Source organism: Brachybacterium phenoliresistens (genome assembly GCF_000576425.1).
In the GTDB taxonomy this organism is placed as follows: domain Bacteria; phylum Actinomycetota; class Actinomycetes; order Actinomycetales; family Dermabacteraceae; genus Brachybacterium; species Brachybacterium phenoliresistens.
In genome coordinates, this window is record NZ_KK069992.1 from 39,867 (window position 1) to 62,331 (window position 22,465).

General features: G+C 70.3%; 13 protein-coding genes. 7 read left to right on the top strand and 6 right to left on the bottom strand.

All coding sequences use genetic code 11. The features are described 5' to 3' along the window. The first annotated feature begins 28 nt into the window (after positions 1-28). The 5 genes from BF93_RS08285 (at position 29) to BF93_RS19565 (ending at position 8,706) form a co-directional block, all read left to right on the top strand. Positions 29-1,762, top strand: a complete 1,734-nt coding sequence (locus BF93_RS08285; protein ID WP_038371985.1) for an asparagine synthetase B family protein — start codon at positions 29-31, stop codon at positions 1,760-1,762. After that, complete coding sequence (locus BF93_RS19560) at positions 1,759-4,557, top strand: heparinase II/III family protein (RefSeq protein WP_038371987.1); 2,799 nt, start codon at positions 1,759-1,761, stop codon at positions 4,555-4,557. The genes BF93_RS08285 and BF93_RS19560 overlap by 4 nt, the downstream gene beginning before the upstream one ends. Then, on the top strand, positions 4,554-5,402 hold the full coding sequence (locus BF93_RS08295; protein ID WP_038371988.1) for a polysaccharide deacetylase family protein: 849 nt from the start codon (positions 4,554-4,556) through the stop codon (positions 5,400-5,402). The genes BF93_RS19560 and BF93_RS08295 overlap by 4 nt, the downstream gene beginning before the upstream one ends. Positions 5,403-6,146: 744 nt before the next feature. Next, complete coding sequence (locus BF93_RS08305; protein WP_038371990.1) at positions 6,147-7,172, top strand: hypothetical protein; 1,026 nt, start codon at positions 6,147-6,149, stop codon at positions 7,170-7,172. 130 nt (positions 7,173-7,302) lie between these two features. Further along, entirely contained in the window at positions 7,303-8,706 is a 1,404-nt protein-coding gene (locus BF93_RS19565) for a hypothetical protein (RefSeq protein WP_156954097.1), read from the top strand. 33 nt (positions 8,707-8,739) lie between these two features. Here the strand turns inward: BF93_RS19565 and BF93_RS19310 are convergent, their stop codons facing one another. The 5 genes from BF93_RS19310 to BF93_RS08335 form a co-directional block, all read right to left on the bottom strand. Next, a complete protein-coding gene (locus tag BF93_RS19310; RefSeq protein ID WP_198025387.1) occupies positions 8,740-11,610 on the bottom strand; it encodes a heparinase II/III domain-containing protein in 2,871 nt (956 codons plus the stop codon). A gap of 157 nt (positions 11,611-11,767) precedes the next feature. Next, positions 11,768-13,918 carry a glycosyltransferase gene (locus tag BF93_RS18950; protein WP_156954098.1) on the bottom strand — a complete coding sequence of 717 codons (2,151 nt, stop codon included), beginning with the start codon at positions 13,916-13,918 and terminating at the stop codon, positions 11,768-11,770. Beyond that, entirely contained in the window at positions 13,915-15,168 is a 1,254-nt protein-coding gene (gene wecC / locus BF93_RS08325; RefSeq protein ID WP_038371994.1) for a UDP-N-acetyl-D-mannosamine dehydrogenase, read from the bottom strand. Before wecC ends, BF93_RS18950 begins: the two co-directional genes overlap by 4 nt. Positions 15,169-15,441: 273 nt before the next feature. Next, the gene (locus tag BF93_RS08330; protein ID WP_084148388.1) at positions 15,442-17,154 is read right to left on the bottom strand and encodes a hypothetical protein; all 1,713 of its coding nucleotides are present in this window, start codon (positions 17,152-17,154) and stop codon (positions 15,442-15,444) included. 2 nt (positions 17,155-17,156) lie between these two features. Beyond that, positions 17,157-19,100 (bottom strand): glycosyltransferase, encoded by a 1,944-nt coding sequence (locus BF93_RS08335; protein ID WP_038371995.1) that lies wholly within the window; start codon positions 19,098-19,100, stop codon positions 17,157-17,159. 128 nt (positions 19,101-19,228) lie between these two features. On the opposite strand from BF93_RS08335, the gene BF93_RS08340 reads away from it, so the two are divergent. Together BF93_RS08340 and BF93_RS08345 are read left to right on the top strand one after the other, a co-directional pair. Then, positions 19,229-20,221 carry an aldo/keto reductase gene (locus BF93_RS08340; RefSeq protein ID WP_084148403.1) on the top strand — a complete coding sequence of 331 codons (993 nt, stop codon included), beginning with the start codon at positions 19,229-19,231 and terminating at the stop codon, positions 20,219-20,221. Positions 20,222-20,345: 124 nt separating this feature from the next. Beyond that, the gene (locus BF93_RS08345; protein WP_051486717.1) at positions 20,346-21,155 is read left to right on the top strand and encodes a DUF6270 domain-containing protein; all 810 of its coding nucleotides are present in this window, start codon (positions 20,346-20,348) and stop codon (positions 21,153-21,155) included. Positions 21,156-21,223: 68 nt separating this feature from the next. On the opposite strand, the gene BF93_RS18955 is transcribed toward BF93_RS08345, so the two are convergent. Then, a complete protein-coding gene (locus tag BF93_RS18955; protein ID WP_051486718.1) occupies positions 21,224-22,378 on the bottom strand; it encodes a hypothetical protein in 1,155 nt (384 codons plus the stop codon). Positions 22,379-22,465 lie beyond the last annotated feature (87 nt).

Genomic DNA, 22,465 nt, shown 5'->3' on the forward strand with positions numbered 1-22,465 from the left:
ACCACCTGACGACAAGGAAGCACCCCCCGTGAACATCACCTTCGTCTGCTCCGCCCGGACTCGCAGGGCCCGATCGCTGCTCCCCCTGCTCTTCGACGCGGTCGTCGAGGACGCACGCACCGTCTTCGGCGAGGCGGTCGACCACCGCCATCTCGACGAGAGCACCGCGATCTTCAACGCCGACCGGATGGCGGGGGCCTGGCGGCCCTCCACCTGGCACGAGGAGGCCGGCGAGATCATCGCCGTGTCCCAGCCGCCGATCCCCGTGGACGAGGATTGCGAGGCCGACGGCTACTGGGGCACGGTCGCCCCGATCGTGCGCGGCGGGCGCCAGGGCCGGCTGCTGCCCAACCATGCCGGGATCCTGCGCCGGGCCGACGGCTCCGTGCAGGTCTGGACAGACACCTTAGGCCTGGGGCGCATGTACTACGTCATGAACGACGACTTCGTCGCCGCCTCCAACCACATCGGCATCCTCACCCACTTCCTCGACGGGCCCGTCGAGGCCGATGCCGAGGCGATCAGCCGCTACGTCCACGCCGGCTGGTTCACCGGCGACGACTCGCCGATCCGCGGGATCCGCCGCCTGCGCGAGGCCGGCACGATCGACGTGTCCCCGTCCGGCCAGGTGACCGTCGGCGAGCACACCGACCTCACCGAGCTCGTGGGCCGCCGCGACGCACGGCCCGACTACGAGGGCATGATCGACCAGACCCGGCGGATCGCCCGGAACCTCGACCGGCTCAGCGTGCGCACCTCGACGGTGTACCTCAGCGGCGGCCGCGATTCCCGCATGACCGCCGCGATCTGGCTCAGCGGCGGCGGGGACGCCCGCGTCATCACGCTGGGCACGCTGGAGGCGGAGGCGGAGATCGCCCAGCAGCTGATGGCCGAGTTCTCCGGCTTGGAGGCGCCGGGCCAGGAGGTCCGCCACGACCTCACCTATCCCAGTCCCGGCACCATCACGATGAGCCTCGAGGAGCGCTTCCACAACGCCTTCGCCATGTGGGACGGCGACGCCGCCCCCACCAACGTGCGCTCCAACGTGCGGATCCCGGGCGGGCGCGCCGGCCTCAGCATCGGCGGCGTCGGCGGGGAGATCATGCACGGGTACTACTACCACCGGCCCGGGGACCTCGAGAAGATCGAGAAGCTGCCGCACCCCGTCGCGTACGCGGCCAAGAGCTTCCAGGGCAACCTCGTCACCCCCGAGGCCGCCGCCGGGATGGACGGGTTCTTCGACCGCAGCTACGAGCGGGCCCGTCGCCACGGCCGCGAGGACCTCGCCGCGCTGGACTACCTCTACCTCACGGAGAAGTTCCGCCGCTGGGGCAACCAGGCGCTCGGCTCGATGTCCGCGATCATGCTCTCCGGCCCCGCGTACGTGCGCGCCTGCTTCGACCTCGACCCGCAGGAGAGGATCGAGAAGGTCTTCCCCGACGAGATCGTGCGCCGCGCCATGCCGGCCTGGACAAGCGTGCCCTACTACAAGGCGCAGATCGCGGATTCGAAGAAGAGCATGAAGAAGAAGCTCTCCACCTACGACACGGATCCGGACTACTTCCAGGAGGCGTTCCGCAGCCCCCGGCTGTGGCCGCAGTTCCTGCGCGAGGACCGCATCGGCGACTTCCTCGAGATCATCCGCGGGGAGGACGCCCTGCCGGTCCACGAGTCCTGGCTGAACCGTGCCATGTGGGTGGACCGCATCGGCACCCACGTCGATGCGCTGAACCGTCGCGCGGAGGAGGTGCGCGGACGATGACCCATCCCCTCCTCGCCCGTCTCGAGACGGGCTACTTCGCGTCCCGGGCCAGCGACGTGCGCGCCGCGACGTTCCTGGCCGAGGGCCGCACGAGGATCGGCGAGAGCACGGTGGCCGTGCTGGAGCCCGCCTCGTACGACGCGGGCGGCGACCTGCCGCGCGTGCACGCCCTGGCGCTGCAGTCGCTGCGGTGGATCGACCCGCTGCGCCGTGCTCGCGGCGCGGTCGAGGGCGCCGATGCGGCATGGACCCGCATCGCCCTGGCCTGGTCCCGCTCCCGCACCGCGCAGGATCCGGCCTCGGACGCCTGGCGGCCGATCCCGCTCGAGCAGCGCGCCGTCGCCCTGGCCCTCGGCGCGCCCGAGGGCAGCGAGGCGCTGGCCCTGATCCCCGCGCATCTGGAACGGCTCGCGGAGCTGGAGTCCGAGGGCGGCACCGCCGAGCGCCGCCTGCAGCTGCTGCGGATCCGCCTGGCGCTGCAGCTGCGGCAGGGCGACGGCCCCGAGCAGCTGCGTGCGAGCACGATCGCCGCCGCCGAGTCCGCGTTCACTGCGGACGGCTATGCCGTGGCGAAGGACCTCTCCGCGGTCGCCGAGGCGGCGCGCCAGTGGGAGGAGGCCCTGCGCGAGGCGGAGGTCGACCCGGGGCACGAGATCTTCGCGCGGATCCGCGCGACAGGATTCTGGCGCCATGCCCTGGCGCCGGACGGCACGCTGGTCCCGGTCGGCGGGGCGCTTCCGGAGCAGATCCCCGGCGCCGAGGATCCGCGCACCCGGTACGTCATCACCGGCGGCGAGGAAGGATCGGCGCCCGAGGAGATCTCCCGCGTGGACCCGACGGGCCTGGTGAGCCTGCGCAGCGGCTGGGGCGAGACCGAGCGGGACGCCCGCGACGAGACGCTCATGACCATGGTGCTGGGTCCTGTGCGCGACCGCGAGGCCCACCACGACCCTGCCCGCCTCACCTACCACTCCCAGGGCCGGGCCTGGCTCATCGACCCCGTGGACGAGGCGGCTTCCGGCTCCGACGCCCATTCGATCGTCGACGTCGAGGACGTGCGCTACCGCCTGCACGGCGGGGCGGAGCTGGTGCGCCACTACGCCGACGAGCGCGTCGAGGGCCTGATGGTCAAGGCCGACGTCCACCTGCGGGTGCAATGGCAGCGCCATGTGGTCCTGGCCCGGACCGGCAACTACGTCGTCGTCGACGACACCGTGCGGTCCTCGCAGGAGCACGTCGCCCACCTGCAGTGGATCGTGGCCCCCGATGTGCGCATCGAGCCGGGGGCGCGCGGCTTCCGGCTGCACGCCGACGGGCGCACCGTCGCCCTGCACGTGTCGACCGCCGGTCTGAAGGACCATCGGATCGAGGAGATCGCGGATGCGGACGGCCGCCGCATCGCCTGGCGCATCCGGGTGCCCCTGGTGGGGCGCAGCAACCGGGCCATCACCGTCGTCTCCGACGTCGTGGATCCCGCCGTCTTCGACGCCCGCCGCGTGCCGCGCGGCGGCAAGGAGTTCACCGTCGACATCCGGGACAAGCACCTGGACGAGACGCTCGTGGTCACGCCCGAGCTCTCCGCCGTGGTGCCCTCCGGTCTCGATCCCGAGGAGGCCGTCGCCCGGACCATCGCGCTCGGCGCGGCCGGGGACATGACCCCCGAGGAGGCCCTCGCCCAGCGCGTCGCCGTGCGCCGCGCCATCGAGGAGATCAAGGCCGAGGTCCGTGCCGCGGGCGGCGGCGTCCCCGCCCGCGAGCGGGGCATCGACCGGCTGCTCGCCGCCGGCGAGGAGCTGCGGGTGCACGGGCTGCGCGACCACGGCTACGGCGCCGCGCTCATCGACCTCGCCGGGACGGATCTCGCCGACCGCGTGGAGCGCCACCCCCAGGTCGGGAACCTGCGCCGCGGCCCCCTGGTCCGCTTCGCCGAGGAGGATCTCGTCCAGCCCGGATACTCCGTGCCCGTGCGCACCACCCTGGACGCAGGGACCGTCCCCACGGATGCGCGCGAGCCCTTCGTGTGGAGCGTCGACCTGGGCCAGCTGGTCCCCTCGGCCTACCTCCACGACGCCCCTGGGGACGTCCTGACCGTCTACTTCCACGGCGCCACCGACCGCACGAAGTTCACGATGCCCCGCTACGAGCGCCTGCGCTCCATGCCGACCCTCGGGCTGGGGCCCGTCATGTTCTTCTCGGACCCGTGCCTGGACCTCGACTCCCGCATGATGCTCTCCTGGTACGTCGGCACGGAGGACCAGGACCTGCACCGCGAGATCGCCCGCATGATCGATGCGTACGCCCGTCACCGCGGGATCGAGAAGGTGCTGCTGGTCGGGAACTCGGGCGGCGGCTTCGCGGCCCTGCAGCAGGGCGCGTACCTCGAGGGAGCCCGCGTGGTCTCCTTCAACCCGCAGATCCAGGTGGACCGCTACGTGCCCCGGATCGCCGAGGTCGCGCACTGGGCGCTGTTCGGCCGGGACACCGTGAGCGACGACCCGGTGCACGCCCCGCGCATGGATCTCATCGAGCGGTACCGACGGATCGGCTTCGACCAGGACGTCCTGCTCATCCAGAACCCCGGCGACGACCATCACCACCAGGAGCACTTCCTACCCTTCACCGAGGCGTTCGCCGCCTCGGAGCGGGCGGACCGGCTGCGCACCCTCACCCCGTACCTCGGGCCGGGCCACCGCGTCCCCGGGTCCGAGGAGTACCTGCAGATCGTCCGGGACGAGGCGGCCGCGCCCTCGGACCGGCCCTGGCGTCTGCGGGGGCTGCGGGACCTCGGCTCATGACGGGTGCTCTGCGGGCGCCCGATGCGGCCGAGGCCTGGATCCAGCACGAGATCCGCCGGACGGCCTTCGTGCATGCCATGGGCGGTGCGGTGGACACCGGCGGGCTCGGCGCGGTGGCGCTGCGCTTCGACCACGGCATGGTGAACTTCGCCGAGCACGTCCTGCCGCTGACCATCGCCCGGCGGATCACGGTCGCGCAGGCCCACAACCCCCGCACCGGCGACCTGCGCGAGAACCGGGGCGTCACCGCCGAGGAGATCGACGGCTGGGTGCGTGCGCGGCACGTGGAGATCTGGAACCACACGGCCTCCCATCGGGGCGTGAGCACCACCGAGGACATCCTGGACGAGGTCGTCGCCTCCCTCGCCGAGATCGAGGAGCAGCTGCCCTCGACCCGCGGCAGAGTCTGGGGCTTCAACCCGCCGGGGATCCCGGGGGAGGACTACGCCGGGTTCGCCAAGGGGTCCCGCCCCGAGGAGTGGACCACCGAGGCCGGGCGCATCATCCTCGCCCACCACGCCGTGGTCTCCGGGCACATCCCCGGGACCGCGCAGCGGGTCCTGGACGGGACCGTTCGCGACGGCCTCGCGCACGTGACCATGGACGCCCGTCCCGTGGAGGAGATCATCGCCCGGATCGACGCCGCAGCGAGGAAGCGCCGGGGCCTGCAGCTCATGCTGCATCCCTCGCGTCTGGGCCGGGACGGGAAGCTCTCCGTCGAGGGCCTCACCGCCGTGCTGGACCACCTGGTCGCGCTGCGGGACCGCGGGGAGATCATGACGCTGTCGCCGTACCAGCTGGTGCTGGCCGATGCGAGGCACCCGCGCCCCGCAGACCCGGTCTGATCCGCCCCGGTCCGCTCCCGCCCGCACGGCGGACGCGACGGATCATCCGGTGATCATGAACTCTGCGGCGGTCCCGTCCCGGAGGCACTGGTGCCCGCCGTCCCGGAACCCCGGCAGCGGCAGATAGACGGCTCCGCAGCGGGGGCAGTACTCCCCGCCCGTGTCTTCGGCTTCGGCCCGCGCCTGTGCCTCATCGCCATACAGCCGCGCATTCATCGCGCGCGCATCATCGATCGTTCGAGGCCGATCCCCGAGGCCCCACCCCATTTCCATAGGAGAACCCTATGGTCACGATCCGTCGCGATCCGGGCGAGTTATCACTCGGCAACGTCACAACACGGTCACGCAGGCCGGACCGGCCCCATCGCCCGGAGAATGCACCCGCGGCGATATTCTCGGCAGGGTCGGAGACGTGCCGACGAATCGCGCCAGCGGACGATATACCCCCTCCGCATCGGGCCGGAGACACGCGACCGGGCGACGTCTCCGGGGCCGGTCCGGTCGACGCCCCGAGCGCGGAGGACGGTCGGGATCCGGAGGACCGCGTCCGCTCGCCGGGAGCGATCCGGTGACGGAGCCGGCTCCGGACCGCCCGGCGCTCCTGCTGCCGGCCGACGCACCCAGAACCGGATCGATCACGATCCGTATAGTGTGCGGCGGACTGCTGAGACGTGCGAGACGCCTGGAGGGCCGGCGATGGTCGGAACTCCTGACCGCGGGGACGACGACGCCGAAGGAGTGGCCATGGCACGCACGCCGGACGGGGCGAGGAGACGTCGGCGACTCCGATGGGCGCTGTCTGCGTTCACCGTCGTCATCCTGCTGGTCATCGCCGTGGTCGTGCTGTGGAAGCCGGACGTCCCCGGACCCATCCCGCCGAATCCGACGGGCGAGCACGAGGGCACCCAGGTCTCCGAATCGGTGTCCCTGACGGTCCCGGAGACGGTCCGGACGACGTCCGCGTCGTTCCCCGTCTCGGCAGGGGAGACGTACCTCCTGCGGTTCAGCGTGGAGACCGTGAAGCCAGCGGGCTCTCCGGGCAGCGCCATGTACTTCGGGGTCTCCCTGGCCTGCGTCGGGCCGGACGGCGAGGACTCCCGATCCATCGGCGGGACGCAGAACCTCCTGCAGGACGAGCCGGTCACCCTGCACAACCAGTTCCTCTACGAGGTCTCCGGCGACGGCGAGCGGACCTGCCGCCTGGTGGTGAGCTCACCGAATGAGAACGCCGCGGCCAAGGGCACGACGGTGGACGTCAAGATCGATTGGTCGGCGGCGCCGGTCGGGGACGAGGCGTTCGTGCTCGATTCCGCCGCGCGCCTGCCGCGCGTGGTCGGCGCGGGGGAGCGGGTGCCGGCCTTCCTCGAGGAGGTCCCCCTCGAGGACCTCGGCACGGGGCAGATCCAGGTGCTCAGCACCGTGCACGTGACGACCTGCACCATCGTCAACGGTTCCCGCGAAGGCGGCGAGCCGATGTGCCTCGAATCGGAGACCGATGCGCGCGGCAGCGAGTACGACGTCGAGCTGAGAGCCGACGTCCTGGGCCCGGACGGACGGACGTGCGCCAGCCTGAGCATGCTCAACGACTCCCAGCACGTGGACCGGCGCACCCACCATCAGATGCTGTCGATCGACAAGTCCGGCGAGCTGCCGGACATCACCTGCGGCGACACCGTGCGGATCGTCCTGGCCGTCGACAACGCCGGGCCCGCACCGCTCGTGGTGCATGGCGCAGGCTCCTCATTCGTCGCCGTCCCCGTCGCACCCTGAGGACTATCGGCGCGTCTGAGCTGGCGTGGCCGCTTCGCGCATATCTGAGATAGAGGCACCCTGGACGTCTTGCACGAAGTACTCTTAGTTGAAGGATCGATCTAAAAGGCAATAGCGCGGATCTGGAGAGGTGAAGGCTTTGACACAGTGGGACTTCCGGCGGGGGTTCATTATTGCGCCCCTTGCACATAAGTTCGCGGACAGCTCCGCGTTCTCCAAATGGAACCGAGTTCTCGTGCATGAGTATAAGATATGGGTGCATCCGGAGGCTGACATGAAGAGGCTTGCGGACGCAGAGGGTCGCGTTGCTCTCGCGATTGGCGATATCTTCGTAGCTCACGGGGGAAAATCCCTCGACGAACTTCTCTTCGACGTGGCCGGCGGAGACCTGCGAGCACTGGATCAACTTTCGGGTCGATTCGTTCTCCTGGTCGTCGACGATGCAGGGGCAGTGGTGTACCACGATCCTTTAGGGTCTCAATCGGTGTTTTACTCACAGGGCGACGATCCAATTGTCGCTTCGCACGCTACCTTGCTCGCGGAGAGCCAGGGGTTCAAGTTGTCGAGAGATGTGACTCGGTACATGTTGACTTCGGAGTACCGAGCACGGAGGACTCGGTTTCTCCCAGGGGACCTGACGAGGTACGAGCGCATCAAGCATCTCGTGCCAAACAATCGATTCCACATGCATGAGGGAAGGACGTCGAGATACTGGCCGTGGCGTCCCTGCCCCAAGAGCACGGCAGAGGAACTCCGAGAGCTGTGGGGCAATTATTTCGCCGCGCTGGTCCGGTATCTGGATGGCCGCTATCACCCGGTCATCGGGTTGACTGGTGGGCAGGACTCGAGGACTGTGATTGCGACGACTGAAGCTCTTGGCATGGCCGCGCGCTACGTTACTTGGGATCGAATGCCTGAGCCCGAAGCGGCGCGAATTCCTGTGCTCGCCGATCATCTCGGAAGGGAGCATTCATGGATCAAAATGAGCGAGCGACCGGATCTCGAGGAACTTGATGAGATTCGCCAGGCAGCTGCCCGAGCCGCCGGACACACACGGGGGTTGCCCATGTTACCCGCGCAGATGAGGGTCGGTGCAGGCTCAAGGGACGTTTTCCTGAAAGGGCTGGGCGGAGAGGTTATGCGCGGCCCATTCAACACGAGAGAGAAGCCGTATCTCCCTGAGGATGCAGTCGAGCTTGGGTTTGCGCTTTACGCGGGCTCGATTCGTTTAAACGCGGGCGAGTTCTACTCAAACTTCACTCGTCGCGCGGTGAGAGGCTTTCTGGAGCGCGCAAACTACGGGGCGGGACTCTTCGGGTGTGACGTGGGAGACCTTATTTACTGGGAGCAGCGCATGGGCACGTGGACCGCAGTTCAACACGCTGAGATGTCCGTCGTCATGCAGTCGCTCTCTGCGATGAATGATCGTGCCCTTTTCGAGGCCGCGTGGGGGCTCCCGCGGTCCGACCGGTTCGACGATGGGCCGCTCGTCGACATTATGAAATTCTACGACCCGAAGCTCGCAGAAATCTGATCGTCGTACGTGCCGGAGTGCTGACGGAACCCGCTACGCTCTTTCTGAGCCTATCCGGTCGTAGATTCCTGTCATGATCGTGCCGTAAAGTTCATTGTTGATTCCTTGATGGCCGGCGCCGAGATCCACCGGCACGTCGATGATCTCCACGTTGGATGACTTGCTGACGGCTTTTCGGAAGGGGGCCGCGTGGTGTCGCTCGTGGTAGATGTCTCCCGAGTTCATTACAAGGGTCACGCTCATGGTTGCGTCTTTGGAGATGATGCGTTCGGCGGCATCGATTCTCGGGAGGAGCTGCGGGTCGGAACCAGCGTCTTTTATGCCGAAGGATGCGGTCATCGCTGCGCGATAGGCTCGGACATTGTATTTGCGTAGGTCGGTCTGTGGATTGGCCGCCATGACGTGGGATCCGGGAATGTGAGCTCCCACCTGCAATGCCGCGAACCCGCCGCCTGAGCCGCCCTCCAGGACGATCTTGTATGCGTCCATAGAGGAGGCTAGACGCGTCACGATCGCCCCGATGGAACGAGGGAGGTCGATGTCTTCGGTGCCGAGGTACCACCCAAGGCGGAGCTCGCGGGAAAGATCGAGGGTGGGGTCACCGAACGCGACGATCGGTCCTGCCGTCAACTCCCGCTGATAGCGCACGCGCTGGAAGAGAGGAAGATTCACGCGAGCACGGTCGACGGCTGTGTGGAACATGACCGTGAGTGTGTCGCCGGGAGCCGGGATCACGAGTGCCGGAAGTACCAGGGACCCGAGATTGTAGGTAGCGAGGAAGTCGCCCTGAAGGAGAGGCGTTTCGGCAGTGCTCCCGTAGCAGCTCACCATGGGTGCTTTGGTGAGAGTCGGTTGGAATCCTGGGTGGCTGTCCCAGTTGATGAGGCCGGGACGATCGCGCCTGACTTCCTTGCGAGATAGTCCTGAATAGGAGACCTGGGTGAGGTCGGAAATCGCCGCCTGAAGACCTAGATCGATTCCGTCGCGAACCTCGAAAGAGGACTGGAGTTCTCGGAGTGATTCTGCTTCAGATTCGCGAGTTTCGGGATCGCGCTCGTCCCAAGCCTTCTTGCGTGCCCTACGCGTCGCCGCAAGGATGCGGTGGCGGATTTTCGCGTTCAGCGGGTTCAGAGTCACCCCGGGAGTAGAATGCGCACTTCGAGCTAGCTCGTCCGGATCCTCTGAAAGTCCAAGGACCTTTACCGTGTTTGGGTCGATGACGATCTGCTCCGCAACTCTTCCTGTGTCTACTTGGAGGCGGAGCCGGCCTTTGACTGAACTTTTTATCGTCTTCATCGCAGGTGTCGAACCCCTGAACCCTGCCGCGACAAGAGTGACGAACCGGAAGTTACGGCCGGTCTTGGTGAAACGCAAGGCCGGGGCCGCCGCACGTTTCTTCCAGCCAGTCGCAACCCAGCCTGATATCGGAGACTCTTCGCCTTCGGCGAAACTGAGATCCGGTCGCGTACCTGTATAGAGTACGGCTGCGTTCCGGTCTTCTGGTCCAGAAAGCTCGAAGCCGCGCTTTGTTTGATGGGCAGTCGTGTCGGGGCCGCATTGCCAGTTTTGGACCGCGGTGACCTGAGAGTCTGCGTCGACGTTGTCGATGACAACGGCGTACTCCCCGGAAATCGAATAGACGATGCGTCGACTGAGAGTTACTCCATCGTATCCATGATCTACGAACGTTACGTCGTAGACACTGGAATCCAGGTGTCTGCGCGTGCAGACCACCTTCGAGTCGACGCGGTAGTCTTCACCTTCGATGCTCGTGAGGCTGTGAGAAGCCCGTGAAATACAGTAGTCGCGCATTGCACTGTGCCCGTACTGGTACTTTCCAGGGTCTGTGATCCATTCGTGCCCCATAGAGCTGAATGTCATCGAAGATCCATCTGGATGACCATGGACGCGATCGGCCCGTCCGAACGAGACGGACCAGAACGTTTCGTCCGCAAAATCGCGCTCTTGGTCTCCCCAGCCGCTACGGGCGAAAAGGTAGCCTGCGTCGTAGATACGGATCAGGTCTTCCGGCGGCTCGCCGTCCGCTCCCGCAGTGCTCACCCATCGCGTCGCAGGATGGTCTATGCGAGAAGGAGAGCCTCCATCGGTATCACCGATTCCGACAAAGGTGCCAGAGGGCTTGGTCGCGTGAGCGAGCTCGACCGGGACCTCGTCCAACTTCTTCAGAGCTGTCGGGACCTCTCGCCCCTCTGCTTCGAGACGTCGGCGCGCCATCGACCACCAGTTGTAGTTCGCGAGGTGGTACATGAGGGCGCCCTCGGCATTGATGCCCTGCTCGTCATATGCCGTGCTGAATAGCTCCTCAAGCCGACGTGCGGCGAGATCCTGGAGGCCAGCGTCTTCGAGGACGGCTCCGCAGACGAACAGCCCTTGATGTTGATGAAGGGCGTGATTGGAATGACCGAGATGACGCTCGTCCACGATCCAGTCCGCATGCGTGCGAATCGCGGCCGCGAGCCATTCAAGCGCGCTCGGTCGGTAGGTCGAGACGAACGGGACAGCTAGGCACAGCTCGAGAGCTCGCAGTCCGTCGACCATGTTCATCCATGCCTCGGGTGCGCTTCGTCGCCCCGGAGGGTTCTTGAGGGCCCAGTCCTCCGCGAAGCGGAGCCAGGCTTCGGCCGCCGCATCGTCGCCGCTCTCGGCACGGCGTCGCAATGGATCCATCCAGCGGAGCATGTGCAGCTGCGCTCGCCAGTTCCGGTCCTGGAACGGGTCTGCACGCCAGTCCATGTCACCGTCGAACTCCCAGACGGGGTGCGGGACAAGTTCCAGCTTGCCTTCGAGGAGCCGTTTCGCCAGCCCTGCATCCTTGCTGGTGCGATTGAACATCACGCCGAAGGACTGCCGAGTGGCGGCTTCCACGGAGACTTTGGGGGACATCAGATTCCTCTCGGTGCGACAGGGCGTCATCGCCCGCGCAAGGGTGGATCGGAGCTCAAGTGTACGAAAGGCCGGCTTCAGGAAAGTGGTACGCGCGCCGGGGTCCGGCCACAGACGTGACCGGACCCCGGCGGAACTCAGGTGTGGCAGCCCGTGTTCAGCGGCTCAGTTCGGCGTAGGTGCCGGCGATGATCTGCGCGAGCTGCTTCCAGTCCCGGTTCTCCACGACCCAGTCCCGGGCCTGGGCGCCGATGCGGCGGGTGTGCTCGGCGTCGTCGAGCAGCTTGGTGAGCTGCTCGATGAGCGACTCCGCGCTTCCCTTCTCGTGGAGGTAGCCGTTCACGCCGGGCGTGACGATCTCCTTCAGGGCGGCGACGTCCGAGGCGACCACGGCCTTGCCCATCGCCATCGCCTCGAAGGGCTTCAGCGGCGAGACCATCTCGCACACCGGCAGGGGCAGCCGCGGGAACGGGGTGATGTCGATGAGCGAGTAGTAGCGCTCGACCTCCTCGTGCGGGACGCGACCGGTGAAGGTCACGACGTGCTCGAGCTCGTTCTCCTCGACGTAGTTCTCGAAGCGCTGCAGCTCCGCGCCGTCGCCGACGATGAGGACGTGGAAGTCCTCGCGCGTGCGGGTGAGGACCCGGGCGGCCTCGAGCATGAGCTCGATGCCCTCGTAGTCCAGGACGGACCCCACGTAGCCGATCACCGTCTTGCCGGCCACGCCGAGACGCGAGGCGAGCTCCTCGTCGCGGGGGATCGGGGTGAACCGGGCGGTGTCCACCCCGTTGGGCACGACGGTGATCTTGTCGCCGTCGACGCCGCGGGAGATCATCTCCTCCCGCAGGGCCTCGGTGATCGCGAAGACCTTCGTGGCGCCCTTGGCGGCGTCCGCCTCCATGCGCGCCATGTACTTGAACATGTTGGACTGCGCCCATTCGGGGTTGCGCGAGCCGCGGGTGACCTCCCACAGGCCACGGACCTCGTAGATCGACGGCAGGCCCAGCTGGCGGGCCGTCCTCACCGCGGTCAGGCCGTTCCAGTGGTTCGAGGCGGCGTGGATGATCGCCGGCCGCTCCTGGCGGGCCAGCTCGGTCAGGGCCTTCGCGTACCGCTCCGTGTAGAAGTACAGCGGGTTCTTCTTCTCGATCTCGCGGCCGGTCAGCAGGCGCCGGTAGTCGACGTCCCCCACGACCTCCTGCATCGGCACGTCCGGGAGCTCCGCCTTGCCGGGCATGTCGTACGGGTAGCCCAGGCGGGTCACACCGTCGACGTCCCAGCCGGCACGGTTCAGCTCCGACAGCAGCCCGTGGGTACGGGTCGCATAGCCGGCGGAGTTGTACGGCAGCGAATTGTGCAGCAGGTAGAACACATGGTCCTGCCGCGCCTCGTACGCCGGGGTCTTGCGCATCTTGGGGAACGGGAAGCCGGTCTTGCCCAGCTGGTAGTTGCTGACGGCCTGCCGCTGCTGCTCCTTCTGGAGCCCGGCGGCCCACCCGTCGCCGGGCCGGAAGCGCAGGTACGCCTCCAGGTACTGCGTGAGCTGCTTGTCCTTCTTGGCCGTGCGGGCGCGGCGGATCGCGCGGCGCAGGGCGTTCATCGGCACGGCCTGCGCCGGCGCCGCATCCAGCAGCTCCTTGGCGACCTTGCGGTTGCCGCGGCCCAGCGCCACCGTCAGGTGTGCGCGCAGCCGGTCGTTCTCCCCGAGCCCCTCGGCGGCGGCGAGGATCGCCTCGTCCGTCGCGGCCTTGTCGAGGTAGAGCTGGTTGATCGCGACGATCGCCCGGCTCACCGGGTCGCCGTCGGCGCCGACGATCGCCAGCACCGCGTCCAGGCGGTGGGGGATGGCGTAGTCGAGGGCGCCGCGGTGCGCGGCGGGCACCCCGGCGATGTCCGCGGCGAGGCGGGAGAACAGCCACGTGGTGCGGTCGGCGGGCAGGTCCAGCTCGCGGGCGAGCTCCAGGTACAGCTCGATCGCATCGATCTGCGTGCCGTCCTGGGCGATCGCGAGCGCGAGGACCTCCTCGGCGGCGCTGCCGCGCGAGTGGCGCACCAGGAAGCGCGCGTACTCCAGCAGAGCGGGCGTCGAGAACCCGGAGACCGCGACGACATCGCGGTAGGCGAGCAGGGCGCGCTCGGTCGTCTCGGCCGTCGCGGCGAGGGCCCGGGCGGCCTCGAGGGCCGCCTCGGGATCAGGGCCGGGCGCGGCAGAGGGCGCGGCCGATGCCGCCCCGGCGGCGGGCGCTCGGCCCGCGGCCTGGCCGCGGAACCACGAGAACCCGGAGGACTTCGACGGCTCCGGGCTCACCGCCACAGGCCCTTGGTGTCGATGACGACCTTCTCCTGCAGCTTCTCGCGGTCGAAGGTCTTGAAGGGGTCGTGGTCCACCAGCAGCAGCACGATGTCGGCGCGCTGCACGGCGTCGTCGAGGTCGGCGAGCTCGACGTTGCCCTTGCCCTCGAACTCGCGGGGCAGCTCCTCGATGTTCGGCTCGACCACGAGGACGGTGCCGTCCGAGAGGCGGTCGCTGAGGGCCACGGCGATGTCCTTGGAGGGGGACTCGCGCAGGTCGTCGATGTTGGCCTTGAAGGCGATGCCCAGCGCCGCGACGGTCGGGTTCTTGAAGCGGTCCGCCTTCTCCATGACCTTGTCCAGCACGAGCTGCGGCTTGGAGTCGTTGACGTTGCGGGCGGTGGCGATGAGCTTGGAGTGCTCGCGCTCCGCGGAGACGATGAACCACGGATCCACCGCGATGCAGTGGCCGCCCACGCCGGGGCCCGGCTGGAGGATGTTCACGCGCGGGTGGTGGTTGGCCAGCTCGATGAGCTCCCACACGTCGATGCCCTGGCGGTCGGCGATGATCGACAGCTCGTTGGCGAAGGCGATGTTCACGTCGCGGAAGGCGTTCTCGGTGAGCTTGGCCATCTCGGCGGTGCGCGCGTCGGTCAGCAGCAGCTCGCCGGTGCAGAAGCTCGCGTACAGGTCGCGGTTCAGCTCGCCGGCCTCGCGGGTCAGGCCGCCGATGATGCGGTCGTTCTCGACCATCTCGATCATGATGCGGCCGGGCAGCACGCGCTCGGGAGCATGGGAGAAGTACAGGGAGTTGGGGAGGTTGGGCTCCTGGGTGAACTCCGGACGCAGCCCGAGGATCACGTCGGCCATGAACTCCGTGGCTCCGGGCGGGGAGGTCGACTCGAGCACGACCAGCTCGCCGCCGCTGAGCTTCGGGGCGATGCCGCGGGCGGCCGCCTCGATGTAGGAGAGGTCCGCGTCGTGGTCGCCCTTGAACGGGGTGGGGACCGAGACGATGTAGGCGTCGGCCTCCGGGGTCTCGGTCTGGGCGCTCAGCTTGCCCTGGGCGACGGTGCCCGCGACGACCGTCTCGAGCCCTTCCTCGACGAACGGCACCTTGCCGGCGTTGATCGCATCGACGTTGGCCTGCTTCACGTCGACGCCGATCACGGTCTTCCCGGCCTGGGCCAGCACGGCGGCGGTCGGCAGTCCGATGTAGCCGAGGCCGATCACGCTGACGGTGTCGAGGGGGACGTTCGGGCTCATGGGTGCTCCTGGCGTGGGGGACGAGGGATGCGTCGGGACGCTCCCGTCACCGTAACGGGTGTCGCGCGCGAAGCGTAGGGCCTTCCGCGCGGGGACGGCGGGGATCACAGAAAACTCTCGGCGGGTCCGCTCGGGGCCCGGCCCACGTGCCCGGGCGTTGGCCGGCGGGCCATCCGCTGTTCACCCTCGTCGCTGGACGGGCGGCTCGGGCCACAGGGTGGTCCGGACTGCGGGCGGAGCGCGCCACGGGCGGCCCGATCCCGCGGGACCCGCTCAGCCGCCGGCCTCGGCGGCTCCTCCCTGGTCCGAGGCCCCGCCGCCGTCGGAGGGCGCGGCCTCGGCGACGGGTGCGAACCGCAGCAGCAGCGTGCTGCCCGGGGTGCTCGCCACGCTCAGCGGCGCCCCGCGCCCCAGCGGCGCCTGCGCGAGGGCGCCGGCCGGGGCGGCGGGCGCTCCGAGCCGGGAGGACGGGGCCTCCAGGGAGTCGCCCGCCAGGAGGGAGCCGTCCGCGAGGGTCCAGGCCGTCGGCGCGGCGGCGTCGAGGCCGCCGGGGGCGCTGAGCTGCACCGGCACTGGCGCCGCGCCCTCCGGGTCGCGCAGGTCCACGATCATCACGCCCAGCGTCCCGTCGTCGCCGAGGACCGCGTGCACCATGATCCGGCCGTCGCCGCTGACCGCGGGGGCCAGCACCGTGCCCGCGGGCAGCTGGGCCAGCTGCAGCATCGCCAGGAAGCTGGTGCGGCCGCGCAGCAGCCCGCCGGGCCGGTCCAGGGAGCCCGTCGCGCAGACCGGGCTCATGGGGGCGCCGCCCTGGCAGGCCTGCAGGGTCGCGTGGAACGCCAGGCGCTCCACGCCCGACTCCGCCGCGGTGAGGGCGTAGTCCCCGGTCCACAGCGCCTGCGCGTGCGTGCGGGAGGTGGCGTTGGTGCCCGGGCAGGAGGTCGGCCCCGTCTCCTCCATCCACAGCGGCAGGTCGTGCTGCTCGGCGACCTGGGCCCCCATGCCGATGAGCTGCCGGGCGCGCTCGCGCAGCGCCGGGGAGGTGAGGTCCTCGACCGTCGGGTTCGCGATCGACGAGGCCGGGCCGGAGCAGTCCCACAGCGGATACCAGTGCATGGTCAGCGCCCGCTGGTGCGGGATCCCGGACTCGGCGAACGCCCGCCACCAGGGGGCGTCGTAGGCGCCCGGCCCGGCGATCGGCGTGCCGGGGGCGACGGCCTCGATCGCGGCCGAGTGCTCGGTGAGCGCGGCCCGGTAGGCGTCGGTGTCCCAGCTGTCGTCCCGCACGGCCAGCTGCGGCTGGTTGGCGTGGAAGAAGCCGTTGGGCTCGTTGCCGATCGACACCGCCAGCAGGCGCCGGCCGAAGGCCTCCCGGGCGTGGGCGGCCATGTCCGCGGCGCGCTGCGGGTCGTCATGGCCCAGGTCCAGGGTGATCGTCACCGAGGCGTCCGCGGCCTCCGCCGCCGCGGCGACCCGCTGCAGATCGGCCGGCGTGACGGTGGCCTCCGCCCAGTCCGGGGCGCTCTCCCCGCTCGAGGTCCACCACATACGCCGGTCCACGCTGTTGCCGCCGAAGCGCAGCACGGGGGAGTCCAGCGCCTCCAGCATCTCGTCGAGGTTGGAGGACTCCGAGCCCCACAGCGGGGAGGCCAGGTCCGTCGCCTCGAAGCTCAGGCCGATGCTCCCGTCCCAGCGCTGCGCCCCCTCGGGGACGGCGAAGGACGCGGTCACCGGCTCCGCGGTGGAGGCGGCGATGTCGGGCAGGGCCAGCGGCCCGGGGTCCGGGTCGTAGCCCGGGGCGTCGAGCTCGTCCTGCGGCCGCGGAGACGGCGCCGCCGAGGGGGACGCCGGCCCTGCGGGACCCGGGAGGAGGCCTTCGCGGGCATCGGGCAGGCCCACGACCACCGCTGTGACCAGCAGGACGGCCACGACGAGCGCGGCCGGGACGACGAGTCGGGTGCGCGAGCGCCGGCGGACATCGGCCATCGTCAGATCATCACGTGCGCGTCGTTCGTCCCGAACCAGGCGACATCGGCCGTGGCCAGCAGCTCGCGGTCGCCCGCGGTCCAGGAGTGCTGGGCGACCTGGCCGCGCTGCTGGACGAAGTTGAAGCGGTCCGCGGAGTAGATCGTCCCGCCGCCGTCGATCACGGCCTGCAGGAACGCCGTGTCCTCCCCGCGGGAGACGTCCTCGAAGGGATGCGCGGCGAAGACCTCCCGCCCGGCGGTGAGGGTCGGGCCCATCACCCGGTCGGTGTACCGGTGCTCCATCCACGGGAAGCGCAGCAGCGTGGCATCGGGCCCGGCGAGGTGCATGTAGTGCGCGTGCTTGCCCACCACGTCCGCGCCGGAGAACTCCCGGGCCTGCAGCAGGTCGTGCAGGTACCAGGGGCCGTAGAGGTCGTCGTCGTCCATCTTCGCCAGCACGGCCCCCTCCGCGCGGGCGACGGCGGCGTTCAGGCAGGCGCCCAGGGTCCAGGCCGGGTCGCCGGCGAGGACCTGCAGGTCGCGGATCCCCGCCGCCTCGGCGGCGGCCGCGTCCACGCCGCCGGCGGCGTCGAAGCCGTGCGTGACCAGGATCAGCTGCACCTCGACGTCGCGCTGGCGGCCTACCTGGCCCAGCAGGTGCGTGATCTGCTCGGGGCGGTTGGTCGCCGCGAGCACGCTGACCGTGGGCAGCGAGGCCGCACCGGGCAGCCCGCGCGGATCGCGCCGCCCGGTGACCTGCACGGCGTCCAGCACCGTGCGGGCGCGGTGGGTGTAGGTGTGCTCGCGCCAGATCCTCCGCTGCGCGCGGTGCACGGCGCGGTCCCGCAGCTCGCGCGAGCGCACCAGGGCCCGCACCACGTGGCCGGCCTCCTCGCGCGTGGCGACCACGGGGACCTCGTCGTCCTCGAAGAACTCGCCGATCGCGGGGGAAGGGGTGGAGACCACCGGGGTGCCCGAGGCGGTGATCTCGAAGATCCGCCGGGCGCACATCGACGGGCTCGTGACCACCGAGTTGACGTTGAGGAACACCTTGTACGCCTTGTACGCGGTGAGCATCTGCGGGTAGGCGAGGGAGCCGACCACCCGATCGGCGAGCTCGCCGGGGAACTGGTAGTTCTGGTCGTCGCCCAGGAAGCGGGAGAAGATCTCCAGCCCCGTGCCCATCCGCGGGGAGACGTCCAGCGCCCCGCCCAGCAGCAGGTCCATCTGCTCGCGGCGCTCGGGGAACTTGTGGGCGAAGTACATCCCCGCGAAGGCGACGTCGCGGGCCTGGTGCCCGTTCTGCGGGCGCACCGGGTTGTGCACCGCGGACTGCGCCGCGAACGGCAGCACGTCCACCCGCTCGTGGCCCAGCTCCTCGCGGTACCGCGGCAGCAGCGTCACATCGGTCGTGAAGACCTGGTCGAACAGGCGTGCCGTCTCCCGGAAGTCCTCGAAGTGCGGGGGATCCTCCTTGTTCCAGAACACGGTCGGGATGCCCTGCTCGCGGCAGTGCGCCACCAGCTCCCGCAGCGGCGCCGAGGGGGCCTTCGAGCCGGTGAGCTGGTACTGCCAGGCATCGGCGTTGCCGTGCCAGGCCGACTCCACCAGCAGCAGGTCCACCGGAGCCTGCGCGAGCTGCTCGCGCCAGCCCTGCGGGGTCACGGCCACGGTCTCGAACTCGTAGCTCCAGGCCAGCATCGAGAAGTCGTCGAGGATCACGGCGGCGCGCAGGCCCTCGAAGCGCGGGGGGCGCTGCGGCATCACGGCCGCCTCGAAGGACAGCGGCCCGCCGTCCTGCTGCGTGCCCGAGCCGTCGGCGGTGGTGGCGCGGATCCGCCGGCGCTGCTGCCACGTCCGCAGCTGGGGGACGCCGCCCTTGCGCAGGTGCCACAGGGCGGTGCGGGCGGTGCGGAGAGGCGACTCCGGCGTCCGGCCGGAGGAGCCGGGGGGCTGCGCTGACATGCGAGAGGACCTCGAGGCGATGGGCGGGGCAGGGACGGGCACAGCCTACGTCGTCCTTCGCCGGGGCCAGGGCAGATCCTCGGGCCGACGCCTGGACGCGGAGCCTCCCGTGTGATGTGCTCGCGGTCATGGATCCGAGACCCGACCTGGACGCCTCCCCGTCGCCCGAGGCCCCGCCGCGCGCGAGCCGCCCGGTCGAGGCGCGCCCGTTGCCGCGCACCGACCTCCTCTGCAGCCCCCTGACCCTGGGCACCTCCGGCCTCGGCGCCGGCACCGTGCCCGGGAGCCCGGAAGAGGCCCGGGCCGTGGAGCTGGCCGCCGCGATGCTGCACGGCCCCTACGCGCTGATCGACACGTCCAACGCCTACGCGGGCGGCCGCAGCGAGGCCGTCCTCGGCCTCGCCCTGCGGGAGGCGGGCATCGGCGACGGCCGCGCGATCGTGACCAAGGTCGACGCCGATCCCGAGACCGGCGCCTTCGACCGCGATCGCGTGCTGCGGTCCTTCGAGGAGAGCCGGGCACGGCTCGGGGTCGACACGATCGGCCTGCTGCACCTCCACGACCCGTACGGGATCAGCGTCGAGCAGGGCATGGCCGAGGACGGCCCGGTCGCGGGCCTGCAGGAGCTCAAGGAGCAGGGCGCGGTCGGGGCCATCGGCATCGCGGCCGGGAAGCTCGACCTGATGCACCGCTACGTCGGCACGGGCGCCTTCGACGTGGTGCTGAACCACAACCGGTACACGCTCGCCGATCGCAGCGCGACGGCCCTGTTCCAGGAGGCGGGCGAGCGCGGCATGGGCGTGCTGAACGCCGCCCCGTTCGGCGGGGCGCTGCTGGCCAAGGGGTCCGCCAGCGGAGCCACCTACGCCTACCGGCAGCCCCCGGCGGAGCTGGTGGACTGGGTGCGGCGCGTCGAGGAGCTCTGCGCCCGCCACGGGATCACCCTGCCGGCGGCGGCGCTGCAGTTCTCCCTGCGCTCGCCGCTGGTGCACTCCACGGTGGTCGGGATCTCCTCCGCAGAGCGCATCGCCCAGCTGGAGCAGATGCGGGGCACGGCGGTGCCGGGCGCGTTCTGGGAGGAGCTGGACGGGCTGGGCCTGCCCGCCACCGGCACCCGGTAGCGCGCCGTCGCCGCGGAGCGCCGGGGAGCCGCCGCGAACGTGCGATCCGCCATGCGGAGCCCTCGCGCGCGGGCGCGTGCGGGTACTCTGAGGCCCGCTTCCGCCCGCCCCCTGGAGGAGATCCGTGACCGCTCAGCCGACCGCCAGCGCCCGCCCTGCGCGCGTCGCCGTGTACGGCAGCTGCGTCGCCCGGGACACCGTCGAGGCCGCGGGCGAGGGGCAGATGAGCATCCAGGTCTACGTGGCGCGCCAGTCCCTGCTCTCCGCGGGCAGCGACGCGAGCAGCCATTTCCCGGCCGATGCGCCCATCGACTCCGCCTTCCAGCGCCGCATGATGGTCTCCGACTTCGCCGGCGACCTGCGCACCCACCTCGAGGCCGTCGCCGAGGACGTCGACGTGCTGCTGTGGGACCTCGTCGACGAGCGCCACGGCGTGCACGAGTACCCCGACGGGACCGTCGTCACCCGCAGCATCGATCTGGTGTCGGTCCCGGAGGCGCTCGCCGCCGTCGAGGACGCCCGCCACATCCCCTTCGGCAGCGACGAGCACTTCGCCCGCTGGACGGAGCGGGCCGATGCCTTCATCGCCGCCCTCGAGGAGCACGGGCTGCTCGCGCGGACCGTCGTGCTGCAGGTCCCGTGGGCGCTGATCACCGTCGCCGGCGAGCCGACCCCCTGGTCGATGGGCGTGCCCGCGCGCGAGGCGAACGAGTCCTACCGGCGCTACTACCAGCACCTGCGCGATCACGGCCTGCGGATCCTGGAGCTGCAGCCCCTCGCCGTGCTCGCGGATCCCGAGCACCGCTGGGGGTTGGCGGCCTTCCACTACACGCCCGAGGTGTACCAGGAGATCATCCGGCGCCTCGCGCTCGAGTTCGCAGTGCCGATCCCCGGGATCGACCCGGACACGGACCCGGAGACCGACGCCGCCTGAGCGACGCCGTATGAGCGGCGCCGCCGCACGGCGATCGAGCATGCCGTTCGAGGACTCCGCTCGGAGGCTCAGTCTCGCAGCGCGCGCCGGCCCGACCACAGCGCGAGGCCGCCGCCGATGACGGCCAGGGCGATGCCCACCAGCCCCAGGCGCAGGTCCACGCCCGTGTTCGCGAGCTCGCCGGGCTCCTGGGAGCCGGCCGACGCCCCGGTCTCATCGGGCGCGGGAGAGGTGGTCGCGCCCGAGCCCTGCTCGGCGCCGAGCAGCTCGGCGATGGCCGAGGCCATGCCCACGCCCGAGGCGGGACCGGCCGTCGCGGAGCCGGCGGGGGAGCTCGGCTCCTCGGACGGGGTCTGCGGGGCCTCGGTGTCCTGGTCGTCCTCCGGATCGGTGGTCGCCTCGTGATCGACCGGCACGGTCGTGGTCTCGGGGGCGGTCGGCTCCGGCGAGGGGGTCGTGGTCGGCTCCTCGGTGGGCGTCTCGGTCTCGCCCTCGGTGGGCTCGGTCGAGGGATCCGGGGCCGGCGCGGACGTCGAGCCGTCCGTGGGCTCCCCGGAGGTCTCCGGGTCCGTCGGCGCGGTCGAGGGGTCCTCGCTCGGCGCGGTCGACGGGTCCTCGGTGGGCTCCTCGGTCGTGGGCTCGCCCGAGGTGGGCTCCTCGGTGGGCTCCTCGGTCGTGGGCTCGCCCGAGGTGGGCTCCTCGGTGGGCTCCTGCGTGGTGGGCTCGCCGGAGGTCGGCTCCTCGGTGGGCTCTGCCGTCGGCTCGTCCGTCGGCTCCTCGGTGGGGTCCTCCGTCGGGTCCGTCGGCTCGGACGGCTCCGACCCGGCGACGGTGACGGTGGCGTAGGCCTGGTCGGCCCCGGCGGTGAGGATCAGGCGGTACTCGCCGGGCTCGTCGAGGGTGACGGGCGTGCTCACCTGACCGCGGGAGTTCGAGGTGGTGGAGAACGAGGAGACCGAGGGCCCTTCGACGTCGACGCGCACCGCCGTGCTCGCGGGGAAGCCGCAGCCGGTCAGCTCGGTGCTCTCCCCGGGCGCGATGGTCGAGGGGGAGACGGAGGCGCTGGGGTTCGAGCACACATCGGGCAGGTCCGCGGGCGCCACGGCACCTGCCGTGGGCGCATGCTCGACGATCGCCACGGTGGCGGGGACCCCCGCGCAGGCGGCCACCAGCACGAGGCCGGCGCCGAGGCGGGCGAAGGGCGGGCGCGGTCGCGTGAGCACGATCCGTACTCCTCGGGGTCGTGGGGGAGAGGACCCTCGGCCACCGTCCGCCGCGTGGTCCTCGCGGAGGGACGATCGGCCCGGAGC

Bases quoted from the DNA above. Each gene is read 5' to 3' on its own strand.
- BF93_RS19560 (WP_038371987.1), top strand. From the start codon at position 1,759: ATGACCCATCCCCTCCTCGCCCGTCTCGAGACGGGCTACTTCGCGTCC.
- BF93_RS08295 (WP_038371988.1), top strand. From the start codon at position 4,554: ATGACGGGTGCTCTGCGGGCGCCCGATGCGGCCGAGGCCTGGATCCAG.
- BF93_RS08305 (WP_038371990.1), top strand. From the start codon at position 6,147: ATGGCACGCACGCCGGACGGGGCGAGGAGACGTCGGCGACTCCGATGG.
- BF93_RS19310 (WP_198025387.1), bottom strand. From the start codon at position 11,610: ATGTCCCCCAAAGTCTCCGTGGAAGCCGCCACTCGGCAGTCCTTCGGC.
- wecC (WP_038371994.1), bottom strand. From the start codon at position 15,168: ATGAGCCCGAACGTCCCCCTCGACACCGTCAGCGTGATCGGCCTCGGC.
- BF93_RS08330 (WP_084148388.1), bottom strand. From the start codon at position 17,154: ATGGCCGATGTCCGCCGGCGCTCGCGCACCCGACTCGTCGTCCCGGCC.
- BF93_RS08335 (WP_038371995.1), bottom strand. From the start codon at position 19,100: ATGTCAGCGCAGCCCCCCGGCTCCTCCGGCCGGACGCCGGAGTCGCCT.
- BF93_RS08340 (WP_084148403.1), top strand. From the start codon at position 19,229: ATGGATCCGAGACCCGACCTGGACGCCTCCCCGTCGCCCGAGGCCCCG.